The sequence below is a fragment of the Actinosynnema sp. NPDC050436 genome, from assembly GCF_040655415.1.
Lineage (GTDB): Bacteria > Actinomycetota > Actinomycetes > Mycobacteriales > Pseudonocardiaceae > Actinosynnema.
In genome coordinates, this window is record NZ_JBFAJV010000001.1 from 273,466 (window position 1) to 288,927 (window position 15,462).

14 protein-coding genes are annotated in these 15,462 nt (G+C 74.0%); 9 read left to right on the plus strand and 5 right to left on the minus strand.

What is annotated here, in order from left to right; translation table 11 throughout:
- Positions 1-237: 237 nt before the first annotated feature.
- Positions 238-618 (plus strand): RNHCP domain-containing protein, encoded by a 381-nt coding sequence (locus tag AB0I60_RS01175; RefSeq protein ID WP_360724858.1) that lies wholly within the window; start codon positions 238-240, stop codon positions 616-618.
- Positions 619-641: 23 nt separating this feature from the next.
- Positions 642-1,070, plus strand: coding sequence for an RNHCP domain-containing protein (locus tag AB0I60_RS01180; protein ID WP_360724860.1), 429 nt, complete (start codon positions 642-644; stop codon positions 1,068-1,070).
- A gap of 61 nt (positions 1,071-1,131) precedes the next feature.
- Here AB0I60_RS01180 and AB0I60_RS01185 read toward each other — a convergent pair whose 3' ends face one another.
- The gene (locus tag AB0I60_RS01185) at positions 1,132-1,593 is read right to left on the minus strand and encodes a VOC family protein (protein ID WP_360724862.1); all 462 of its coding nucleotides are present in this window, start codon (positions 1,591-1,593) and stop codon (positions 1,132-1,134) included.
- A 248-nt stretch (positions 1,594-1,841) separates the two neighbouring features.
- Here AB0I60_RS01185 and AB0I60_RS01190 point away from each other — a divergent pair, with 248 nt between their 5' ends.
- Together AB0I60_RS01190 and AB0I60_RS01195 are read left to right on the plus strand one after the other, a co-directional pair.
- Positions 1,842-3,254: an FG-GAP-like repeat-containing protein gene (locus AB0I60_RS01190; protein WP_360724864.1), complete on the plus strand. Its 1,413-nt coding sequence runs from the start codon at positions 1,842-1,844 to the stop codon at positions 3,252-3,254.
- Positions 3,255-3,304: 50 nt separating this feature from the next.
- Positions 3,305-4,714 (plus strand): VCBS repeat-containing protein, encoded by a 1,410-nt coding sequence (locus tag AB0I60_RS01195; protein WP_360724866.1) that lies wholly within the window; start codon positions 3,305-3,307, stop codon positions 4,712-4,714.
- A gap of 93 nt (positions 4,715-4,807) precedes the next feature.
- Here the strand turns inward: AB0I60_RS01195 and AB0I60_RS01200 are convergent, their stop codons facing one another.
- Together AB0I60_RS01200 and AB0I60_RS01205 are read right to left on the minus strand one after the other, a co-directional pair.
- Complete coding sequence (locus AB0I60_RS01200) at positions 4,808-5,965, minus strand: radical SAM protein (RefSeq protein WP_360724868.1); 1,158 nt, start codon at positions 5,963-5,965, stop codon at positions 4,808-4,810.
- On the minus strand, positions 5,962-6,204 hold the full coding sequence (locus tag AB0I60_RS01205; RefSeq protein WP_360724870.1) for a hypothetical protein: 243 nt from the start codon (positions 6,202-6,204) through the stop codon (positions 5,962-5,964). The genes AB0I60_RS01200 and AB0I60_RS01205 overlap by 4 nt, the downstream gene beginning before the upstream one ends.
- Positions 6,205-6,491: 287 nt before the next feature.
- Here AB0I60_RS01205 and AB0I60_RS01210 point away from each other — a divergent pair, with 287 nt between their 5' ends.
- Both AB0I60_RS01210 and AB0I60_RS01215 read left to right on the plus strand, forming a co-directional pair.
- Entirely contained in the window at positions 6,492-8,153 is a 1,662-nt protein-coding gene (locus AB0I60_RS01210; protein WP_360724872.1) for a serine/threonine-protein kinase, read from the plus strand.
- A gap of 54 nt (positions 8,154-8,207) precedes the next feature.
- Positions 8,208-8,660: a VOC family protein gene (locus AB0I60_RS01215; RefSeq protein ID WP_360724874.1), complete on the plus strand. Its 453-nt coding sequence runs from the start codon at positions 8,208-8,210 to the stop codon at positions 8,658-8,660.
- 10 nt (positions 8,661-8,670) lie between these two features.
- Here AB0I60_RS01215 and AB0I60_RS01220 read toward each other — a convergent pair whose 3' ends face one another.
- Complete coding sequence (locus AB0I60_RS01220) at positions 8,671-12,120, minus strand: hypothetical protein (RefSeq protein WP_360724876.1); 3,450 nt, start codon at positions 12,118-12,120, stop codon at positions 8,671-8,673.
- A gap of 348 nt (positions 12,121-12,468) precedes the next feature.
- On the opposite strand from AB0I60_RS01220, the gene AB0I60_RS01225 reads away from it, so the two are divergent.
- Entirely contained in the window at positions 12,469-12,795 is a 327-nt protein-coding gene (locus AB0I60_RS01225; protein WP_360724878.1) for a hypothetical protein, read from the plus strand.
- Between the two features lie 125 nt (positions 12,796-12,920).
- Positions 12,921-13,502, plus strand: a complete 582-nt coding sequence (locus tag AB0I60_RS01230) for a hypothetical protein (RefSeq protein ID WP_360724880.1) — start codon at positions 12,921-12,923, stop codon at positions 13,500-13,502.
- Here the strand turns inward: AB0I60_RS01230 and AB0I60_RS01235 are convergent.
- Entirely contained in the window at positions 13,415-14,527 is a 1,113-nt protein-coding gene (locus AB0I60_RS01235) for a hypothetical protein (protein WP_360724882.1), read from the minus strand. The genes AB0I60_RS01230 and AB0I60_RS01235 overlap by 88 nt on opposite strands.
- A 235-nt stretch (positions 14,528-14,762) precedes the next feature.
- Between AB0I60_RS01235 and AB0I60_RS01240 the strand changes: the two genes are divergently transcribed.
- Positions 14,763-15,449 carry a hypothetical protein gene (locus AB0I60_RS01240; RefSeq protein WP_360724884.1) on the plus strand — a complete coding sequence of 229 codons (687 nt, stop codon included), beginning with the start codon at positions 14,763-14,765 and terminating at the stop codon, positions 15,447-15,449.
- Positions 15,450-15,462 lie beyond the last annotated feature (13 nt).

Below are 15,462 nucleotides of genomic sequence, written 5' to 3' on the forward strand. Positions count from 1 at the left end.
GGCGTCCGCCCGGGAAAGCAGATGATCTATGCCCCAGCACGGGCCGAGCGTGCCTCGCCACCGCACCTCGGCCGGGTTCTCCCGCTGACCGCTCCCGCGCGTCGGCCTCCCCGGCACCCCCCGGTGCGGCTCCGGGCTGCCCGTCCTCCGACGCGGCCCGCCCACTGAGCGAGGACTTCTCGGCCCCCTCCGGCCCTCGACCGTACGAAGTACGAGATCCGGCTAGGAGAGTTCCGGGTGTCCAACACCGACAAGACCACCGACCCGAACCGTTCGCGCACGTCCACGGAGACCTTCGTCTGCGTGTGGTGCGGCCTGACGGTCGCCGCTTCCGGCCCTGACGGCAAGCGGCGCAACCACTGCCCGAGCTGCGTGCACTCGCGGCACGTCCACGACCACGTCGAGGGCGGGCCGTCCGAGTGCCGGGCGCGCATGTCGCCGATCTCGATCGCGGTGCTGCGCAACGGCGACTGGAAGGTCATCCACCGCTGCACGCGCTGCGACGAGCTGACCGCGAACCGCGTGCAGGGCGACGACAACCAGCTCATCCTGATGCGGCTGGCCGTGCGCCCACTGGCCCAACCACCGTTCCCGCTGGAGCTGTTCGGCGACCTGTGAGGTCGTCGGGAACGGAGAGGACCATGCCACGCCACAACTCGCGGCACACCGACCGGGGCGTGCAGCGGCGCGTCCAGCGGCGCAAGGAGGCCCCGCCGGGCACCGACCGGCGACCCGGCGGCACGTTCCGCTGCGCGGGCTGCCGCCTGGACGTGCCGCTGGCCGCACCCGGCACGGCGCACCGCAACCACTGCCCGCAGTGCCTGAGCAGCCGGCACGTGGACGGCCGGGTACCCGGCGACCGCGCGGCCGACTGCGGCGGGCGGATGGAGGCGCTGAGCCTGTCGAGCCGACCGGACGGCGAGTGGCTGCTCGTCCACCACTGCCTGCTGTGCGGTGAGCTGAGCACCAACCGCATCGCCGGCGACGACAACCCGCTGGCCCTGCTCAAGCTGGCGGTCCGACCGCTGTCGGACCGCAGGGTCCCGGCACGGGCGCTGCTGGCGCTGTAGCACCCGGAGCCCCGACGTCACCCCCCGGTCGACGTCGGGGCTCCACCCGTGCCCGCCCGGGCTAGTCGAGGCAGAACTCGTTGCCCTCCGGGTCGGTCATCACGATGAAGCCCGACTCCATCGGCGGGGCGGGGTCGACGCGGCGCACGCGGGCGGCTCCCAGGGCCACCAGGCGGGCGCACTCGGCTTCCAGCGCCGCCATCCGCTCGTCGCCGGCGAGGCCGGGGGCGGCGCGGACGTCGAGGTGCACGCGGTTCTTCACCGTCTTGCTCTCCGGCACCTGCTGGAAGAACACGCGCGGGCCGCGCCCTTCCGGGTCCTCGATCGCCGCGCGGCTGTTGCGCTGGTCCTCCGGCACGCCCGCGCGGGCCAGGAAGTCGTCCCACGCGGTCAGCGGGTCGGTCCCCTCGGACAGTTCGACACCGGGCGGTCCGGGGTGGACGTACCCGAGCGCGTCGCGCCAGAAGGACGACAGGGCGCGCGGGTCGCGGGCGTCGAAGGTGACCTGCACCTGGCGGCTCATCGTGGTGCTCCGTTCGTCGGGTGGTCTTCGGCCCCAGCATCGCACCCCACGCGGACAGCCACTGTCCGCGATTGCGCGAGAACACGCCCGCACGGGTGCCCGTGGCGCGGCCCCGAGCACGACCAGCACCCCCTCAAAGAAGTCTGAAAAGACCTCGGCGGCCACTTTCAGGATTCCTGGAGAGCCCCTGCCTAGCGTTCCTCAGCACTGGCACGGACCACGGAAAATCGAAGCAGGGGGATTCAAGGATGGCTGGGATGAAACTGCTCGCCCGCCGGGCGGGCGCTGTCGTGGCGCTGATCGCGGCGACCACGACCCTCTCCACCGGACCGGCCGCGTCGGCCGCACCGGCCGGGGGCGGGCACGTCGGGCCGGGGCTGGTGGCGGACCGGTCCGCCGACGTCACCGAGGCGACGGCGGGCACGTCGCCGGAGGGCGTCGAGTCGTCGGCTCCCCGGATCATGGCGAACAACCCGATCGACCGGGCCGAGGTCCGCAAGCGGGCGCAGACGTGGATCGACGAGCAGGTGCCCTACAGCCAGTCGCTGTACCACTCGAACCAGTACGGCACCTACCGGCAGGACTGCTCGGGCTACGTCTCCATGGCGTGGGGCATGGACAACAGCTACACCACCTACTCGCTCCAGCCGTTCATGGACACGATCAGCAGATCCGACCTCCGGCCGGGTGACGTGCTGTGGCGGCACGACACCGCCGTCCAGCACATCGCGCTGTTCATGGGCTGGGCCGACACCGCGCAGACCCGCCCGGTCGTGTGGGAGGAGTACGACTACGGCCACTTCGCCGAACAGCGCGTGTGGGCCCAGAGCTGGGCGGACACCTTCGTCCCCAAGCGCTACAAGAACATCGTCGAGACCCCGTCCAGCCGGGCCGACCTGGTGCGGATCGAGGCCGACGGCTCCCTGACCGGCTGGTGGAACAGCAACGCGTTCGCCGGGCAGTGGAACGCGCCGGCCGGCATCGGCGGCGTCGGCAGCACCGACCACACCCGACTCCGGTTCGGCGACCTCGACGGCGACAGCCGGGACGACCTGGTCCGCATCGAAGCGGACGGCACGCTCACCGCGTGGCGCAACAACAACGCCTTCGCCGGCCAGTGGAGCGCTCCCGCCACCATCGGCGGCGTCGGCAGCACCGACCACACCCGACTGCGCCTCGCGGACCTCGACGGTGACAAGCGCGACGACCTGGTCCGCGTCGAGGCCGACGGCACGCTCACCGCGTGGCGCAACAACAACGCGCTCGCCGGCCAGTGGGGCGCACCGGGCACCATCGGCGGCGTCGGCTCGACCGACCACACCCGACTCCGGTTCGGCGACCTCGACGGCGACAACCGCGACGACCTGATCCGCGTCGAGGCGGACGGCCTGCTCACCGCGTGGTGGAACCACAACGCGCTCGCCGGCCAGTGGAACTCCCCCGTCATCATCGGCGGGGTAGGCACCACCGACCACACCCGCATCGAATTCGCCGACCTCGACGGCGACAACCGGGCCGACGCCATCCGCGCCGAAGCCAACGGCACCCTCACCGCCTGGTGGAACAACAACGCCTTCGCCGGCCAGTGGAACTCGCCCACGAACATCGGCGGCGTCGGCACCACCGACCACACCCGACTGCGCTACCCCGACCTCGACTGACCGGTCGCACTCCACCCACACCCACCACAACGTCGGAAAAGAGCGGGGACATGAACAACTCGACCACACTCGGCCGGATAGCGTCGGCAGCGGCGGTGGCGGCGGTGCTCGCCGGCATCGCCACGGGGACCGCGTCGGCGGCTCCGCCGGAGGACCCCACCGAGATCTGGCCGGCCCAGGTCAGCGCGAACTTCACCGCGCTGCCGTGCGTCGCGGGCGGCCCGAGCGCTGCGGACGGGGCGGCGGCCACGGCGCTCAACCCGCTGCTGAACAACAAGATGCGCGGCTACATGACCGCCTACAACACGTCCTGCGCCCGTGCGGTCGTGCAGAGCGTGAAGGCGCGGGGGCTCAACGAGCGGGCGGCGGCGATCGCCATCGCCACGACCATCGTGGAGACCAGCAACGCCAACCTGGACGGCGGCGACCTGGACTCGGTCGGCCTGTTCCAGCAGCGGGCCTCGTGGGGCAGCTTCGCCGAGCGCACCGACCCGGTGATCGCCACCGGCAAGTTCCTCGACGTGATGCAGAACTTCTACCCGGGCGGCTCGTGGAACACCGCGCCGATCGGCGACGTGGCCGCCGACGTGCAGCGCCCCGCCGCGCAGTACCGCTACCGGTACGGCGTCGAGGCGTCCGACGCGGTCACCATCGTCCAGCACCTGTGGAACTCCCCCGGCCAGGGCCGGGCGGACCTCGTGCGGATCGAGGCCGACGGCTCCCTGACCGGCTGGTGGAACAGCAACGCGTTCGCCGGGCAGTGGAACGCGCCGGCCGGCATCGGCGGCGTCGGCAGCACCGACCACACCCGGCTGCACTTCCCGGACCTCGACGGTGACGGGCGGGACGACCTGGTCCGCGTCGAGGGGGACGGCACGCTCACCGCGTGGCGCAACAACAACGCCTTCGCGGGCCAGTGGAGCGCACCGGCCACCATCGGCGGCGTCGGCTCCACGGACCACACCCGGCTGCGGTTCGGCGACCTCGACGGCGACGGGCGGGACGACCTCGTCCGGTTCGAAGCGGACGGCACGTTGGCCGCGTGGCGCAACAACAACGCGCTCGCCGGCCAGTGGGGCGCGCCGGGCACCATCGGCGGCGTCGGCTCGACCGACCACACCCGGTTGCGTCTCGCCGACCTGGACGGTGACGCCAGGGCCGACCTGGTCCGGGTGGAGTCCGATGGGCTGCTGACCGCGTGGTGGAACAGCAACGCATTCGCCGGCCAGTGGAACTCCCCCGTCACCATCGGCGGGGTAGGAACCACCGACCACACCCGCATCGAATTCGCCGACCTCGACGGCGACAACAAGGCCGACGCCATCCGCGCCGAAGCCAACGGCACCCTCACCGCCTGGTGGAACAACAACGCCTTCGCCGGCCAGTGGAACTCGCCCACGAACATCGGCGGCGTCGGCACCACCGACCACACCCGACTGCGCTACCCCGACCTCGACTGACCACCCGACCGACACGGCACGCGCCCGCCGGTGACACCGGCGGGCGCGTGCCGTTCCCGGAGGAGGTGGGCGCGGGTCCGCCCCCTCCGGTGGTCAGAAGGCGACCGGTTCCGCCTGCCCGGCCGTCCACCTCGGGGCCAGGTCCGGGATGTCGCGCAGCCGCCACGCGATGTGCTCGATGACCGCGCGCTCCACCACGCACGCCCGCACCGCCCCGTCCGCGAGGTCACGGGCGGACGTCTCGCCGTCGGCCACGTAACTGCCCGAGCACGCGCCGAAGAACGGGCAGGACACGCAGTTCGCCGCCATCCGCAGCTCCGCCGCCGACGCCGACCGGTCGTAGCCGGGACCGGTGAAGACCTCCCGCAGCCCGGTGGTGAAGGCGTTGCCCAGGCTGTGCCGCGGGTCGTCGAACGGGTCACCGAAGGCGTAGACCTCGCCGTCGGTGTTGACCAGGATGACGTCCAGCCACTCCCGGCGGTTGTAGTACACCGGTTCCGCGCCGGTCAGGTGGCGGATGGCGCGGTCGGTGTACTCGTCGAGCGGCGACACCTGGATCGCGCTCGGGCTGGCCAGCCACCGGTCGAACAGGCGGGTGAGCGCCGAGACGATGGTGGCGTTGTCCACGTCGTACCCCGCGTGCTGGTCGGCGAACGCCCCGTCGAACAGCGGCAGGACGCGGAACGAGGTCCCCTGCCGCTCGTAGAAGTCGAAGATCTCGTCCACCCGGTGCGCGTTCGCCGCCGTCAGGACCGTGATGCAGCCGAACCGGACGCCGTGCTCGCGCAGCCGCAGCATGTTCGCCGCGACCCCTCGGGTGCTGTCCCGGCCGGCGAGGTTGACGCGCAGCCCGCCGACCACGTCGAAGGACACCCCGATGCTGTCGAACTCGTCGCGCAGCAGGGCCAGGCGGTCGTCGTCCAGCCTGGTCAGGTTGGTCTGCACGACGTGCCGGTGGGTGCGCTCGCCGAACACCGCGCGGAGGTCGGCGAACGCGGCCCGGTAGTACCCCGGTTCGAGCATCAGCGGCTCGCCGCCGTGCCAGATGAAGTCGACGCCGGTCCGCGCGCCGTCCCTGGCGTCCACCTCGGTGAGGTGCTCGTGCAGGGAGGTGAACAGCGCGTGCAGGCGGTCCGGGTCGATGCGCTCCCGGTTGCCCAGTTCGTCGTACTCGTAGCAGTAGCGGCACCGCAGGTTGCAGAACTTGGACACCTTCACGACGACCTGCAACCGCCGTTGGACGGTGGTCACGCCAGTTGGTCGTCCAGGCGCGGCGCGCACTGCGGCCAGTCCGCCTGGCACTCCAGGAACCCGCCGGCGACGTGCTGGTCGCCCACCGACACCTGCTCCAGGTGCGCGATCTTCACCTTGGCCACGTCCACCGGTCCGGTCGCCGCGACGGCGACCGGTGCCGCCGCGACCGCCGTGCCCGTGGTCGCGGCCAGCGCGGCGAGGTAGGCGAGGTACTTGCGGCCCTGCTTCGTGCTCATCGGAAATCCCCCTTCGGATCCACTGACCAGCGCACCGTATGCTCGCGCTCCCGATGCCCACAACCGTTGTGGCACAACGGCTTCCGAAGTCCATCCGAAGGTCTTCACCGGGCTCCCCACGGCGGGTGAGGGCATTCGGGCCCCGCCCCGTTGGGCCGAACGCCCGCCCGCCCCGGCCGGGCGGACCCCCGACGTCCGTGGCGGGTCGGTCACGCGGTGCCACCACCGGTGCCCGGGAAGTGCCTCCTATCACCCGGTCGCCGGTCGCCGGTTGCTAGCGTGTCGCCGTGTCTGAGCGAGAGCACACCGGACGAATCCTCGACGGCCGGTTCGAGCTGCTGGAGAGGCTGGGCAGCGGCGGCATGGGGACGGTGTGGCGTGCCCTCGACCTCGGGCTGCACCGCGAGGTGGCCATCAAGGAGGTCCGCCCGGCCGACGCCGACCAGATCGAGGGCAACCCGGCGATGGCCGCCCAGCTCCGGGAGCGCGTGCTGCGCGAGTCCCGCGCGCTCGCCCGGCTGCAGCACCCGAACGTCGTGTCGATCTACCAGATCATCGAGTCGCCCGACTCGCCGTACCCGTGGATCGTGATGGAGCTCGTCCGGGGCACGTCGCTGGACGCGCGGCTCGCCGAGGGCGTGCTCACCCCGGCCGAGGCGGCTCGGGTCGGGCGCGACGTGCTCGCGGCGCTGCGCTCGGCCCACTCGGCGGGCGTGATGCACCGCGACGTCAAGCCCGGCAACGTGCTGCTGCGCACCGACGGCAGCGCCGTGCTCACCGACTTCGGCATCGCGGCCCTCCAGGGCTCGTCCCAGCTCACCGCGACCGGTGACGTGATCGGGTCGCCGGAGTACATCGCGCCGGAGCGGCTGCGCGGCGACGAGACGAACACCGCGTCGGACTTCTGGTCGTTGGCGATGCTGCTCTACGTGGCCGTCGAGGGCAGCCACCCGATGCGCCGCGCGACCACGATGGCGACGCTCGCGGCCGTGATGACCGAGCCGGTCCCGCCGCCGCGCCGCGCGGGAGCCCTCGCGCCCGCGCTGAACGCGGCCCTGCGCTCCGAGCCGGCGACCCGGCCGACCGGTGACGTGCTGGACCGGATGTTCGCCGTGGCCGAGCGCGAGCCGGCCCCGCCGGTCGGGCCGCCCACCCCGGCCGGGTTCCCCGTCGCGGGGCCGCCGAGCGGCCCCCAGCCGCAGCCCCACTACCAGTGGGCGTCCGGGCCGACGCCGGTCGGCGGGCCGCCCGGTCACCCGTCCTACCCGACCCCGCTGCCGGGACCGCCGCGCAGGCGGACCGGGGCGGTGGTGGCCTCGCTGGTCGGCGTGGCGCTGGTCGTCGCGGCGACGCTCATCGCGGTGAAGGTGATCGGCTCGGAGAGCGCGGCGGGCTCCGGCACGGGCTCCGGCTCGGCGACCACGCCGGTGACCACCCGGCCGGTGGTCGACCCGCCCACGGTCGCGCCGACCACCGGCCCGACGACCACGGCGGCCACCCCGGCGAAGGACGACCTGCTCACGCCCGCCGGCGCGCGCAAGGCGGTCGGCGCGCTCAGCGAGGTGATGGGCGGCACGAAGGTCTCCGAGCTGACGCTGTGGTCGGACCGCGCCACGGCGACCGCCCCGACGGCGGCGGTCGCGCACGGCTTCGACAACTTCGAGTACCGCAACGGCACGGCGAGCCGGCAGCGCCCGGACGGGGTGGACGCCGACCGGGCCGTGCTCGACCTGGACGACGTGGCGTGGGACGCCCTGCCCGCGCTGTTCGAGCAGGCCGACAAGGAGTTGGGTGTCCCGAAGCCGACCGCGCGGTACCTGATCATCGACACGGGCCTGATCGACAAGGTGCCCTCGGTGCGGTTGTACCTGGCCGACGACTACGGCGGCGCGTACCTCCAGGCGACGCTGAAGGGCGAGGTGCAGAAGACCTACCCCCGCGACAAGTGACCCGCCGCACGGCCCGCCCCGCTCCGGGCGCGGCCGGCGTCGCGGGACCGCAGAATGGTCGTGGAGGTGATCGTCTTGACCGAGCCGGAAGCCGTGCCGAGGCTGTGCCAGGTGGTGCTCGACTGCACCGACGCCCGAGCCCTGGCCGAGTTCTACCGCCGCCTGCTCGCCCTGCACTACCGCGCCGGGGACGAGCCGCCGGCCGCCGGCACGCGGGACGAGCGCGGCGCGGACTGGCTGGTGCTGCGCAACCCGGGAGGCGTCCAACTGGCCTTCCAGCAGGTCGACCGGCTCCCCCAGCCCACCTGGCCGGAGCCGGAGCCGGTGCCGCAGCAACTGCACCTGGACCTGACCGTGACGTCGACCGACCAGCTCGACGCCCAGCACGAGCGGGTCCTGTCCCTGGGCGGGAAGCTGCTGCTGGACCGCCGTGACGACCCGGACGAGCCCCTGCGCGTCTACGCCGACCCGGCGGGCCACCCCTTCTGCATCTTCGTCTCCCGCTGAACCACCGGCGTCAGGCGCGTCGCCGGGACAGCGCCGTCGCCTCCTCGAACAGTGCGAGCGCGGCGCGCGCCGAGACCTTGCACAGGTCCTGCGGTGCCGCCTGCCAGTGGCCGGTCCGCAGCGCCGACACGGCGCAGGCGACGGCCAGGTCCTCGGGGCCGCCGGTCGCCACGGCTGCCGCAGCGGCCATCCACGCCTGGCCGCGCCGGCGGGGATCGGCGATCGACCGGGCGACCTCGATGGCCAGTTCGTGGTCACCCCGCTCGGAGAGCGCGGCCACGAGCAGGACGAGCGCGCGCCCGTGCTGGTAGGGGTCGGTGACCGAGCGGAGGGCCTCGATCGCCGCCTCGTAGGCACCGGCCCGACCGAGCACCGCAGCGGCCGAGATCAGGATCTCCCCCCGGCGGTAGGGGTCGCCGTGGGTGCGCGCGAGGTCCACCACCTCGACCGCCAGCCGGGTGGCCCGGTCCGCGCGCCCCACGTCCACCGCCAGGTCGGCGACCGCCACCACCGTCCGGCACCGCTGGTCGAGGTCCGGGTTCGCCCGCGCGAGGTCGATCACCTCGTGCGCCAGGTCGGCGGTCCGGCCACCGCGCCCCGCCTCGCGCAGCGCCGCGCCCACCGCGAGCAGCGCCCTGCTCCGCTGCTCGGGGTCGGCGACGGCGCGGGCCGTGCCGACCGCGCCCGCGCGGTCGCCGAGCCGGGCGAGCGCCGCCGCCACCGGGAGCACGGCCTCGGCCCGCTGGTAGGGGTCGGTGATCGACCTCGCCACGGCGAGCGCCTCGTGCACCAGGTGCCCCGCCCGGTCGGCGTGGTCGGCTTCGGCCACGCCCACCAGCGCCCTGCTCGACTGGACCGGGTCCGCCAGGGACCGGGCCGTGTCGCACGCGCTCTCGTGCGCGCCGGCTCGCGCGAGGACGGCCGCCGCCGACGCCTGGACCGCGCCCCGTTGCTGGGGCACCGGCAAGGTGGCGGAGATCCGCACCGCCGACCGCGCCAGCGCGACCGCCCGGTCCCGCGCGCCCACCCGGGCCACCACCCCGGCCGCCGACAGCAGCACCTCGCACTGCCGGTAGCGATCGGCTGCGGCGCCGACCGCCTCGACCGCGCCCTCCACCAGCTCCAGCGCGCGCCGCGCGTGACCGGCCGCCGCCAGCGCTTCGGCGCCCGCGACCAGCACCCGGCCGTCCTGGACGGGGGTGGCCACCGCGTACGCCCCGGCGATGGCCTGCTCGACGAGTTCGGCGGCCCACTCCAGGTAGCCGACGCGGGCCACCGCCTCCGCCACGAACATGAGCGCCTGGTTCTGCTGCGGGGAGCGCGTCGGCGCGCGGAACAGCTCGATGGCCTGCTCGACCAGACCCACCACGTCCGGGCTCCCCTCGCGGGCCAGTGCCTCCGCCACCAGCAGCAGGGTCTCGCCGCGCTGGTGCGGGTCGCCGATGGACAGCGCCGTCCGGGTGGCCAGCGCGTGCTCCCCCTTCCTCACCAGCAGCTCGGTCACCACCGCCAGTGCCCGGTGCCGGCAGTAGGGGTCTTCGGCGGAGCGGGCCGCCTCGACCGCCAGGTCGTGCTCACCGACCCGCACCGCCACCTCGGTGACCGCGAGCAGCGCGTCCGCCTGCCGGTGGACCTCGACCGTCGACCGGGCGGTGTCGATCGCCGCCCTGATCAGCCGCCCCGCGTGCTCGCGGTGGCCGCCGGCGACCAGCGCCCCGGCCGCCGCCGCGAGGCTCTCGGCCTGGCGCTCCAGCTCGTCCGGGACGTGCGCGGCAGGCCCGGGCACGACCCCGCCGCGCGCGGTGGACCACGCCGCCGCGCTCTCGCGTGCGACCGAGCCGGCCGCGCGCCCGGCGTCCCGGACCGTGGCGAGGGCGCGACCCAGCTGGTGCGACGCGTGGTCGGAGCGGGCCGCCCGGATCGCCGCCTCCATCAGCTCCGCCGCCTCGTCGGCGCGGCCGGCCTTGTCGAACTCCCCCGCCACCTGCGCCAGGACCTCGCTCTGCCTTTCGGTGAGCGTGATGGCGCGGGCCAGCGCGAGCGCCCGGTCGTGGCGGCCGATGCGGGCCAGCAGGACGGGCGCTCCCGGCGGGATGCGGGTGATGCGGTCGCGGAGGTGGTCGCGGTGCGCCGCCAAGCGTGCCACCGCCGCCAGGTCGGCGGCCGGCGCGGCGGCGCGGGCGTCCAGGGTTGCGGTGACCTGCGTCAGGGCGGTGGCGTCGCTCCCGGTGGCGGCGAGCATCCGCTCGTGGCGCAGCGGGTCGGTGCACAAGGCCGTGGCCCGGTCCAGCTCCCCGGCCGCCACCAGCATCGCGTGGTAGCCCCGGAGCAGGTACTCGGGCGTGCCGGCCGGCCACCCGCGCCGGGCGTGGTCCCGCGCCCAGGCGTGCAGGCGGTCGCGGTGCTCCGGCAGCCGGTCGTGCACCAGCTCCGCCGCAGCGGCGCGGAGGTCGTCGTGGCCCAGCAGGTACACCTCGGTCCTCGGCACGAGGTCCCCGGCTCGCCGGGTGAAGCTCCGGCCGGCGACCGTCTCCAGGTGCTCCCGCACCTGCCAACGGCTCGCGCCGGTCAGCCCGGCCAGGTCGTCCGCGCTCAGCCCGCCGCCGGAGACCACCAGCAGTCCGAGCAGGTCCCGCTCCAGCGACGTGCCGGCGAGCAGCCGCTTGAGGTCGCGCTCCACCTCCCCGCGCGACGCCCGCGCGTGCGGCGAGGGGGCCAGCGCGCGCACGACCCCGGCGCACCGCAACGGGTGCCGGTCGCCGAGGTCCTCGGGCAGGGGCGGGTCGGGGCGGCCCGCGACCACGACCCGGACCCCCGCCGGGAGCGTCGCCGGCAGCAGCGCCGCGACGCTGTGCGCGTCGTGGCGGGTCGTGTAGCCCCGGTCCTCGTCCAAGCCGTCCACGACCAGCAGCAGCGCCTCACCCCGGTCCCGGCAGGAGGCCGCCGCCTCCGCCAGCAGCCCGTGCAGGTGCGATTCGCGCGTCGCGTCGGACAGCAGCGGCGGCACGCCCCGGTCCAGCAGGGTCAGCAGTTGTTCCAGCAGCGCGTCGACGAACGCGGCCCGGTCGGCCTGCCCCGGGAGGCGGGAACTGACGAAGAACGACACGACCCGCACGCCCTCGGGCGGGTGCAGCACGAACCACGACAGCAGCGCCGTCTTCCCGGTCCACGGCCCGGCCCGCCACCACCGGTAGCGGTTCGCCGCCTGCGGCGAGCGGGCGAAGTCGGCCAGTTCCGCCAGTTCGGCCTCCCGGTCGAGCAGGCGCTCCGGCGCGATCCGCTCCACCTGGTGGCGGTAGCACGCCCGGACCGGCGACCCGGCCGCCAGGGTGACGTCGCCGACGACCACGTCCCGGCCGGACTGCACGACCACCGAGCCGCCGGCGGCACCCACCCGCTGGTCGATCCCGGACAGCCCCCACCCCCGCTCTCCCGGCGCGTTCCACCCGACCGATTCCACACCGATCCGCATTACCCGTGAATCGGAAGGAACTTCGGCCCGCAATGCACGGCGGACGGATGGCGCGGAGTCGCCGAAGTATTCGACACCATTGCACTTCCCCTCGGAGAGACCCCTTCGCCGAGCGAAGTAGACAATAGCGCATTCACCGTCGTGCGGAAGACCTCCGAGGAAACCGAACCACTTGTGCGGCAAGACGAAAGGGTCTCATCTTGCGTGCACCGTCGAATGCCGGCGCTCTTTCCGCAGCATTCGAGACCATGGGGTGAACTCCCGCGCTCCCCCGCGCGCGGCCCTCGCACCCGTGATCCCATTCACGGCGAATCGATTGCGCACCGAGGAGGAAACGTGATCGGTCGGACCGCCTTCGTCCTCGCCGCCGCCGCCGTCGTGTCGACCGCTCCGGCGGCCCCGGTTTCCGCGTCCAACCCCGGCGTGCCGGCGTCGTTCACCCAGGACGAGGTCCGCATCCGGTCGGGCCCGCGCCTCGGCGCCGCCGTGCAGGGGCTCGGTCGCCGGCACCACCGGGTCACCGTCTGGTGCGAGGAAGCCGGCGACCCCGTCACCGACAACCCGTACTGGTTCCTGCTGACCGACCACACCACCGGCGCTCGCGGGTACTCCTACAGCGTCTACCTGGCGCTCGACGCCGCCCGACCGGTGCCCGAGTGCTGACCGTGAGACTCCGGGCCTGACCGCGCGCCGGAACCGCCATTCGGCGGACCCGGCACTACCGGACGGACCAGCACCACTCGCTCGGGGCAATCACAATCCGTGATCGTTTTGGGACACTGGGCTGCGTGGGACGCACTCGGGGGGCCCGGAAGCAGCACCGCAGCACCACCGCTCCGCGCAGGCGGCGGGGGTGGTGGGCGCGCCAGAGCCCCGCCAACAAGATCGCCTGCGTCGCGCTCGGGGTGGCCGTCGCGGCCTTCCTCGGCGGACTGGTCAGCTTCACCGCCGACGGCCTGACGATCATCGACAAGCTGTCCGGCGCCGCAGCGCAGAACGCGGCGCAGCACCCGGTGCCGACGTCGACGTCCCGCCCGCCGCCGCCCGACATGCCGCTGCCCACGTGCGCGACCTGCACGTCGAACGTGACCTTCACCGAGCACGCGAGCAGGTCCGCCGCGCGGACGTTCCGCGATCCGAGGGCGTTCAAGGGGGCCGGCGAGAAGCTCACCCCCGGCCAACAGGTCGAGGTGGTGTGCCGGTTCCACGACCCGGACGCGCCGCCCAGCGTGCAGCCCGGCTGGTGGTACCTGATCGCCAGCCCACCGTGGAACCGGCAGTACTACTCCCCCGCCAACTCCTTCCGCAACGGCGACCCTCCGGGCGGGCCGTACCTGACCTCCGTGGACAGCGCGGTGCCCGTCTGCTGAAGCGCCTCGCGCGGCCGGCCGCCGGCGCGGATCACCTCGTCGTAGAACGAGATCAGGCGCGCGGCAGCGGCGTTCCACGTCGGCGGGCGCTTCGGCGGGTGGGGTGCGCGGTGCGCCACGGTCAGCCAGTGCCCGATCGCGGTGACGTCGTCCCACGGCTCGACCTCGACCACGTTCGGCCCGAACGAGAGCGCGTCGGTCGGCCTCGGGCACAGGACGGGGCGGCCCGCCTGCACGGCGGCCACCAGCACGCCGCTGGAGTAGACGTGCCGGTAGGGCAGGGCCACCCAGTCGACGCCGTGCACCAGGTCGGTGAAGCTCTCGTCGTCCAGGAACCCCGGCCGGTAGGTGATGGCCGGGCACGACGCGGCCAGCCGCCGCAGCTCGCGGTCCAGCTCGACCGTGTGCGGTTCGCCGGCGACCACCAGCCGGTAGCCCGCCGGCGCGGTGCGCGCGAACGCCGCCGCGAACTCGGCGATCCGCTTGTAGGGCCGGATCCTGCCCAGGCACCCCAGCACCACCTCGCCACCGGGCGCGCGCCGCGCCGGGCGGCCCGAGGCCGGGAACGCCGGGTGCGGCAGGAGCGCCCGCCGCGCCGGCAGCTCCGGCCGGTGCAGCCGCGCCTGCCGCTCGTGCTCGGCGGAGAAGAAGTGCACCCCGGCGGTGAGCGCGTCGACCTCGCGCAGGTAGGCCGTCAGGTCGGCACCGGGCTCGTGCGGCCGGAGGTCGTGGACGGTCTGCACGACGTGCGCGCCCCGCGCGACCAGGTCGCGCAGGATCGCCAGGGCCCGGTCGACCCCGTACCGGGCGGCCAGCATCTCCGGCCAGTGCACGTGCACGACGTCCGGTCGCGGCTCGACCCGGGCGTCCGCCGGGGGTCCGGGCGGATCGGGCTCATCCAGGCACAGCCCCGGCCGCAGCACCTCGACACCCCGCGCCCCGAGGTGCTGCCCGGCGAGCGAGACGTACCGGTTCCAGTGGCAGGTCTCCGGGACCTGGAGGACCGCCCGACGATGGCGCACCACGACCGCCCTCCTGACCGCTCCACAAAGGACGCTGCTCGGACCCGCTGTGCCACAACGGTAGCCGGGCCGCCCGGTGCTGCGGACGTGCCCGCGCGAGCCGTGCCCGTTCAGGCAACGACGGTGCACCAACCTCCCGCCGAACGTGTGGATCGCTCGGCTTGATCGGGTCGAACCCTGTGTCACAATTGAAAAATCAAGCAACTGACAGTCCGCCCCCGCAGCGACGGAGCCGCCGATGACCGATTCCCGGTTGAGTGGAGTGGTCCGCGCGCTCGGGCGGACGGCGGGGACCGCGCTCCCCCGGTCGGTGGTCGCGCTGCTGCGCCGGGAGCGGGACGGTCTGCGGGCGATCGCCTCGTTGGTGCGCGGCAGGAAGGACGTCCCGGCGGGGGCCACCGCGATTCCCTGCGGCTCCGCCCAGAAGACGTTCCTGGTCGTGATGATGGTCCTCGGGCCGGTGGAGCTGGTCCTGGTCGACCTGCTCGTGCCGTGGCCGTGGTTGCGGGTGGTGCTGCTCGTGCTGGCCGTCTACAGCACCGTCTGGATGCTCGCGTTCTACGCCGGCGTGCACACGCGGCCCCACTACGTCGACGACGACCGGCTGGTCGTCCGGTTGGGGCACTTGGTGTCCGTCTCCGTCGACGTGGGCTCGGTCCGGGCCGTGCGGCGCGAGAACCACGACAGGTACACCGGTGCGGAGTACCGGGGACTCGTCACCGTCACGGACGACTTCGTGGCGGTGCCGGGGATGAGCGGCACGACCGTCACCGTGGTGCTGGAGCCCGCGACACCGGTCACCGTGCAGGGTCGGGGAACCGTTCGGGTGGCCGGGATCCGCTTCGACGCCGACGCGCTCGACGCCGCCGTCACCGCGATCGGGGAGCGGGTGCGGGAGGGCGGCGAGCAGTGCCGCGAGAGCTGATCGGGTAGTCGCC

Bases quoted from the DNA above. Each gene is read 5' to 3' on its own strand.
- AB0I60_RS01205 (WP_360724870.1), bottom strand. From the start codon at position 6,204: ATGAGCACGAAGCAGGGCCGCAAGTACCTCGCCTACCTCGCCGCGCTG.
- AB0I60_RS01180 (WP_360724860.1), top strand. From the start codon at position 642: ATGCCACGCCACAACTCGCGGCACACCGACCGGGGCGTGCAGCGGCGC.
- AB0I60_RS01215 (WP_360724874.1), top strand. From the start codon at position 8,208: ATGGTCGTGGAGGTGATCGTCTTGACCGAGCCGGAAGCCGTGCCGAGG.
- AB0I60_RS01190 (WP_360724864.1), top strand. From the start codon at position 1,842: ATGGCTGGGATGAAACTGCTCGCCCGCCGGGCGGGCGCTGTCGTGGCG.
- AB0I60_RS01185 (WP_360724862.1), bottom strand. From the start codon at position 1,593: ATGAGCCGCCAGGTGCAGGTCACCTTCGACGCCCGCGACCCGCGCGCC.
- AB0I60_RS01195 (WP_360724866.1), top strand. From the start codon at position 3,305: ATGAACAACTCGACCACACTCGGCCGGATAGCGTCGGCAGCGGCGGTG.
- AB0I60_RS01240 (WP_360724884.1), top strand. From the start codon at position 14,763: ATGACCGATTCCCGGTTGAGTGGAGTGGTCCGCGCGCTCGGGCGGACG.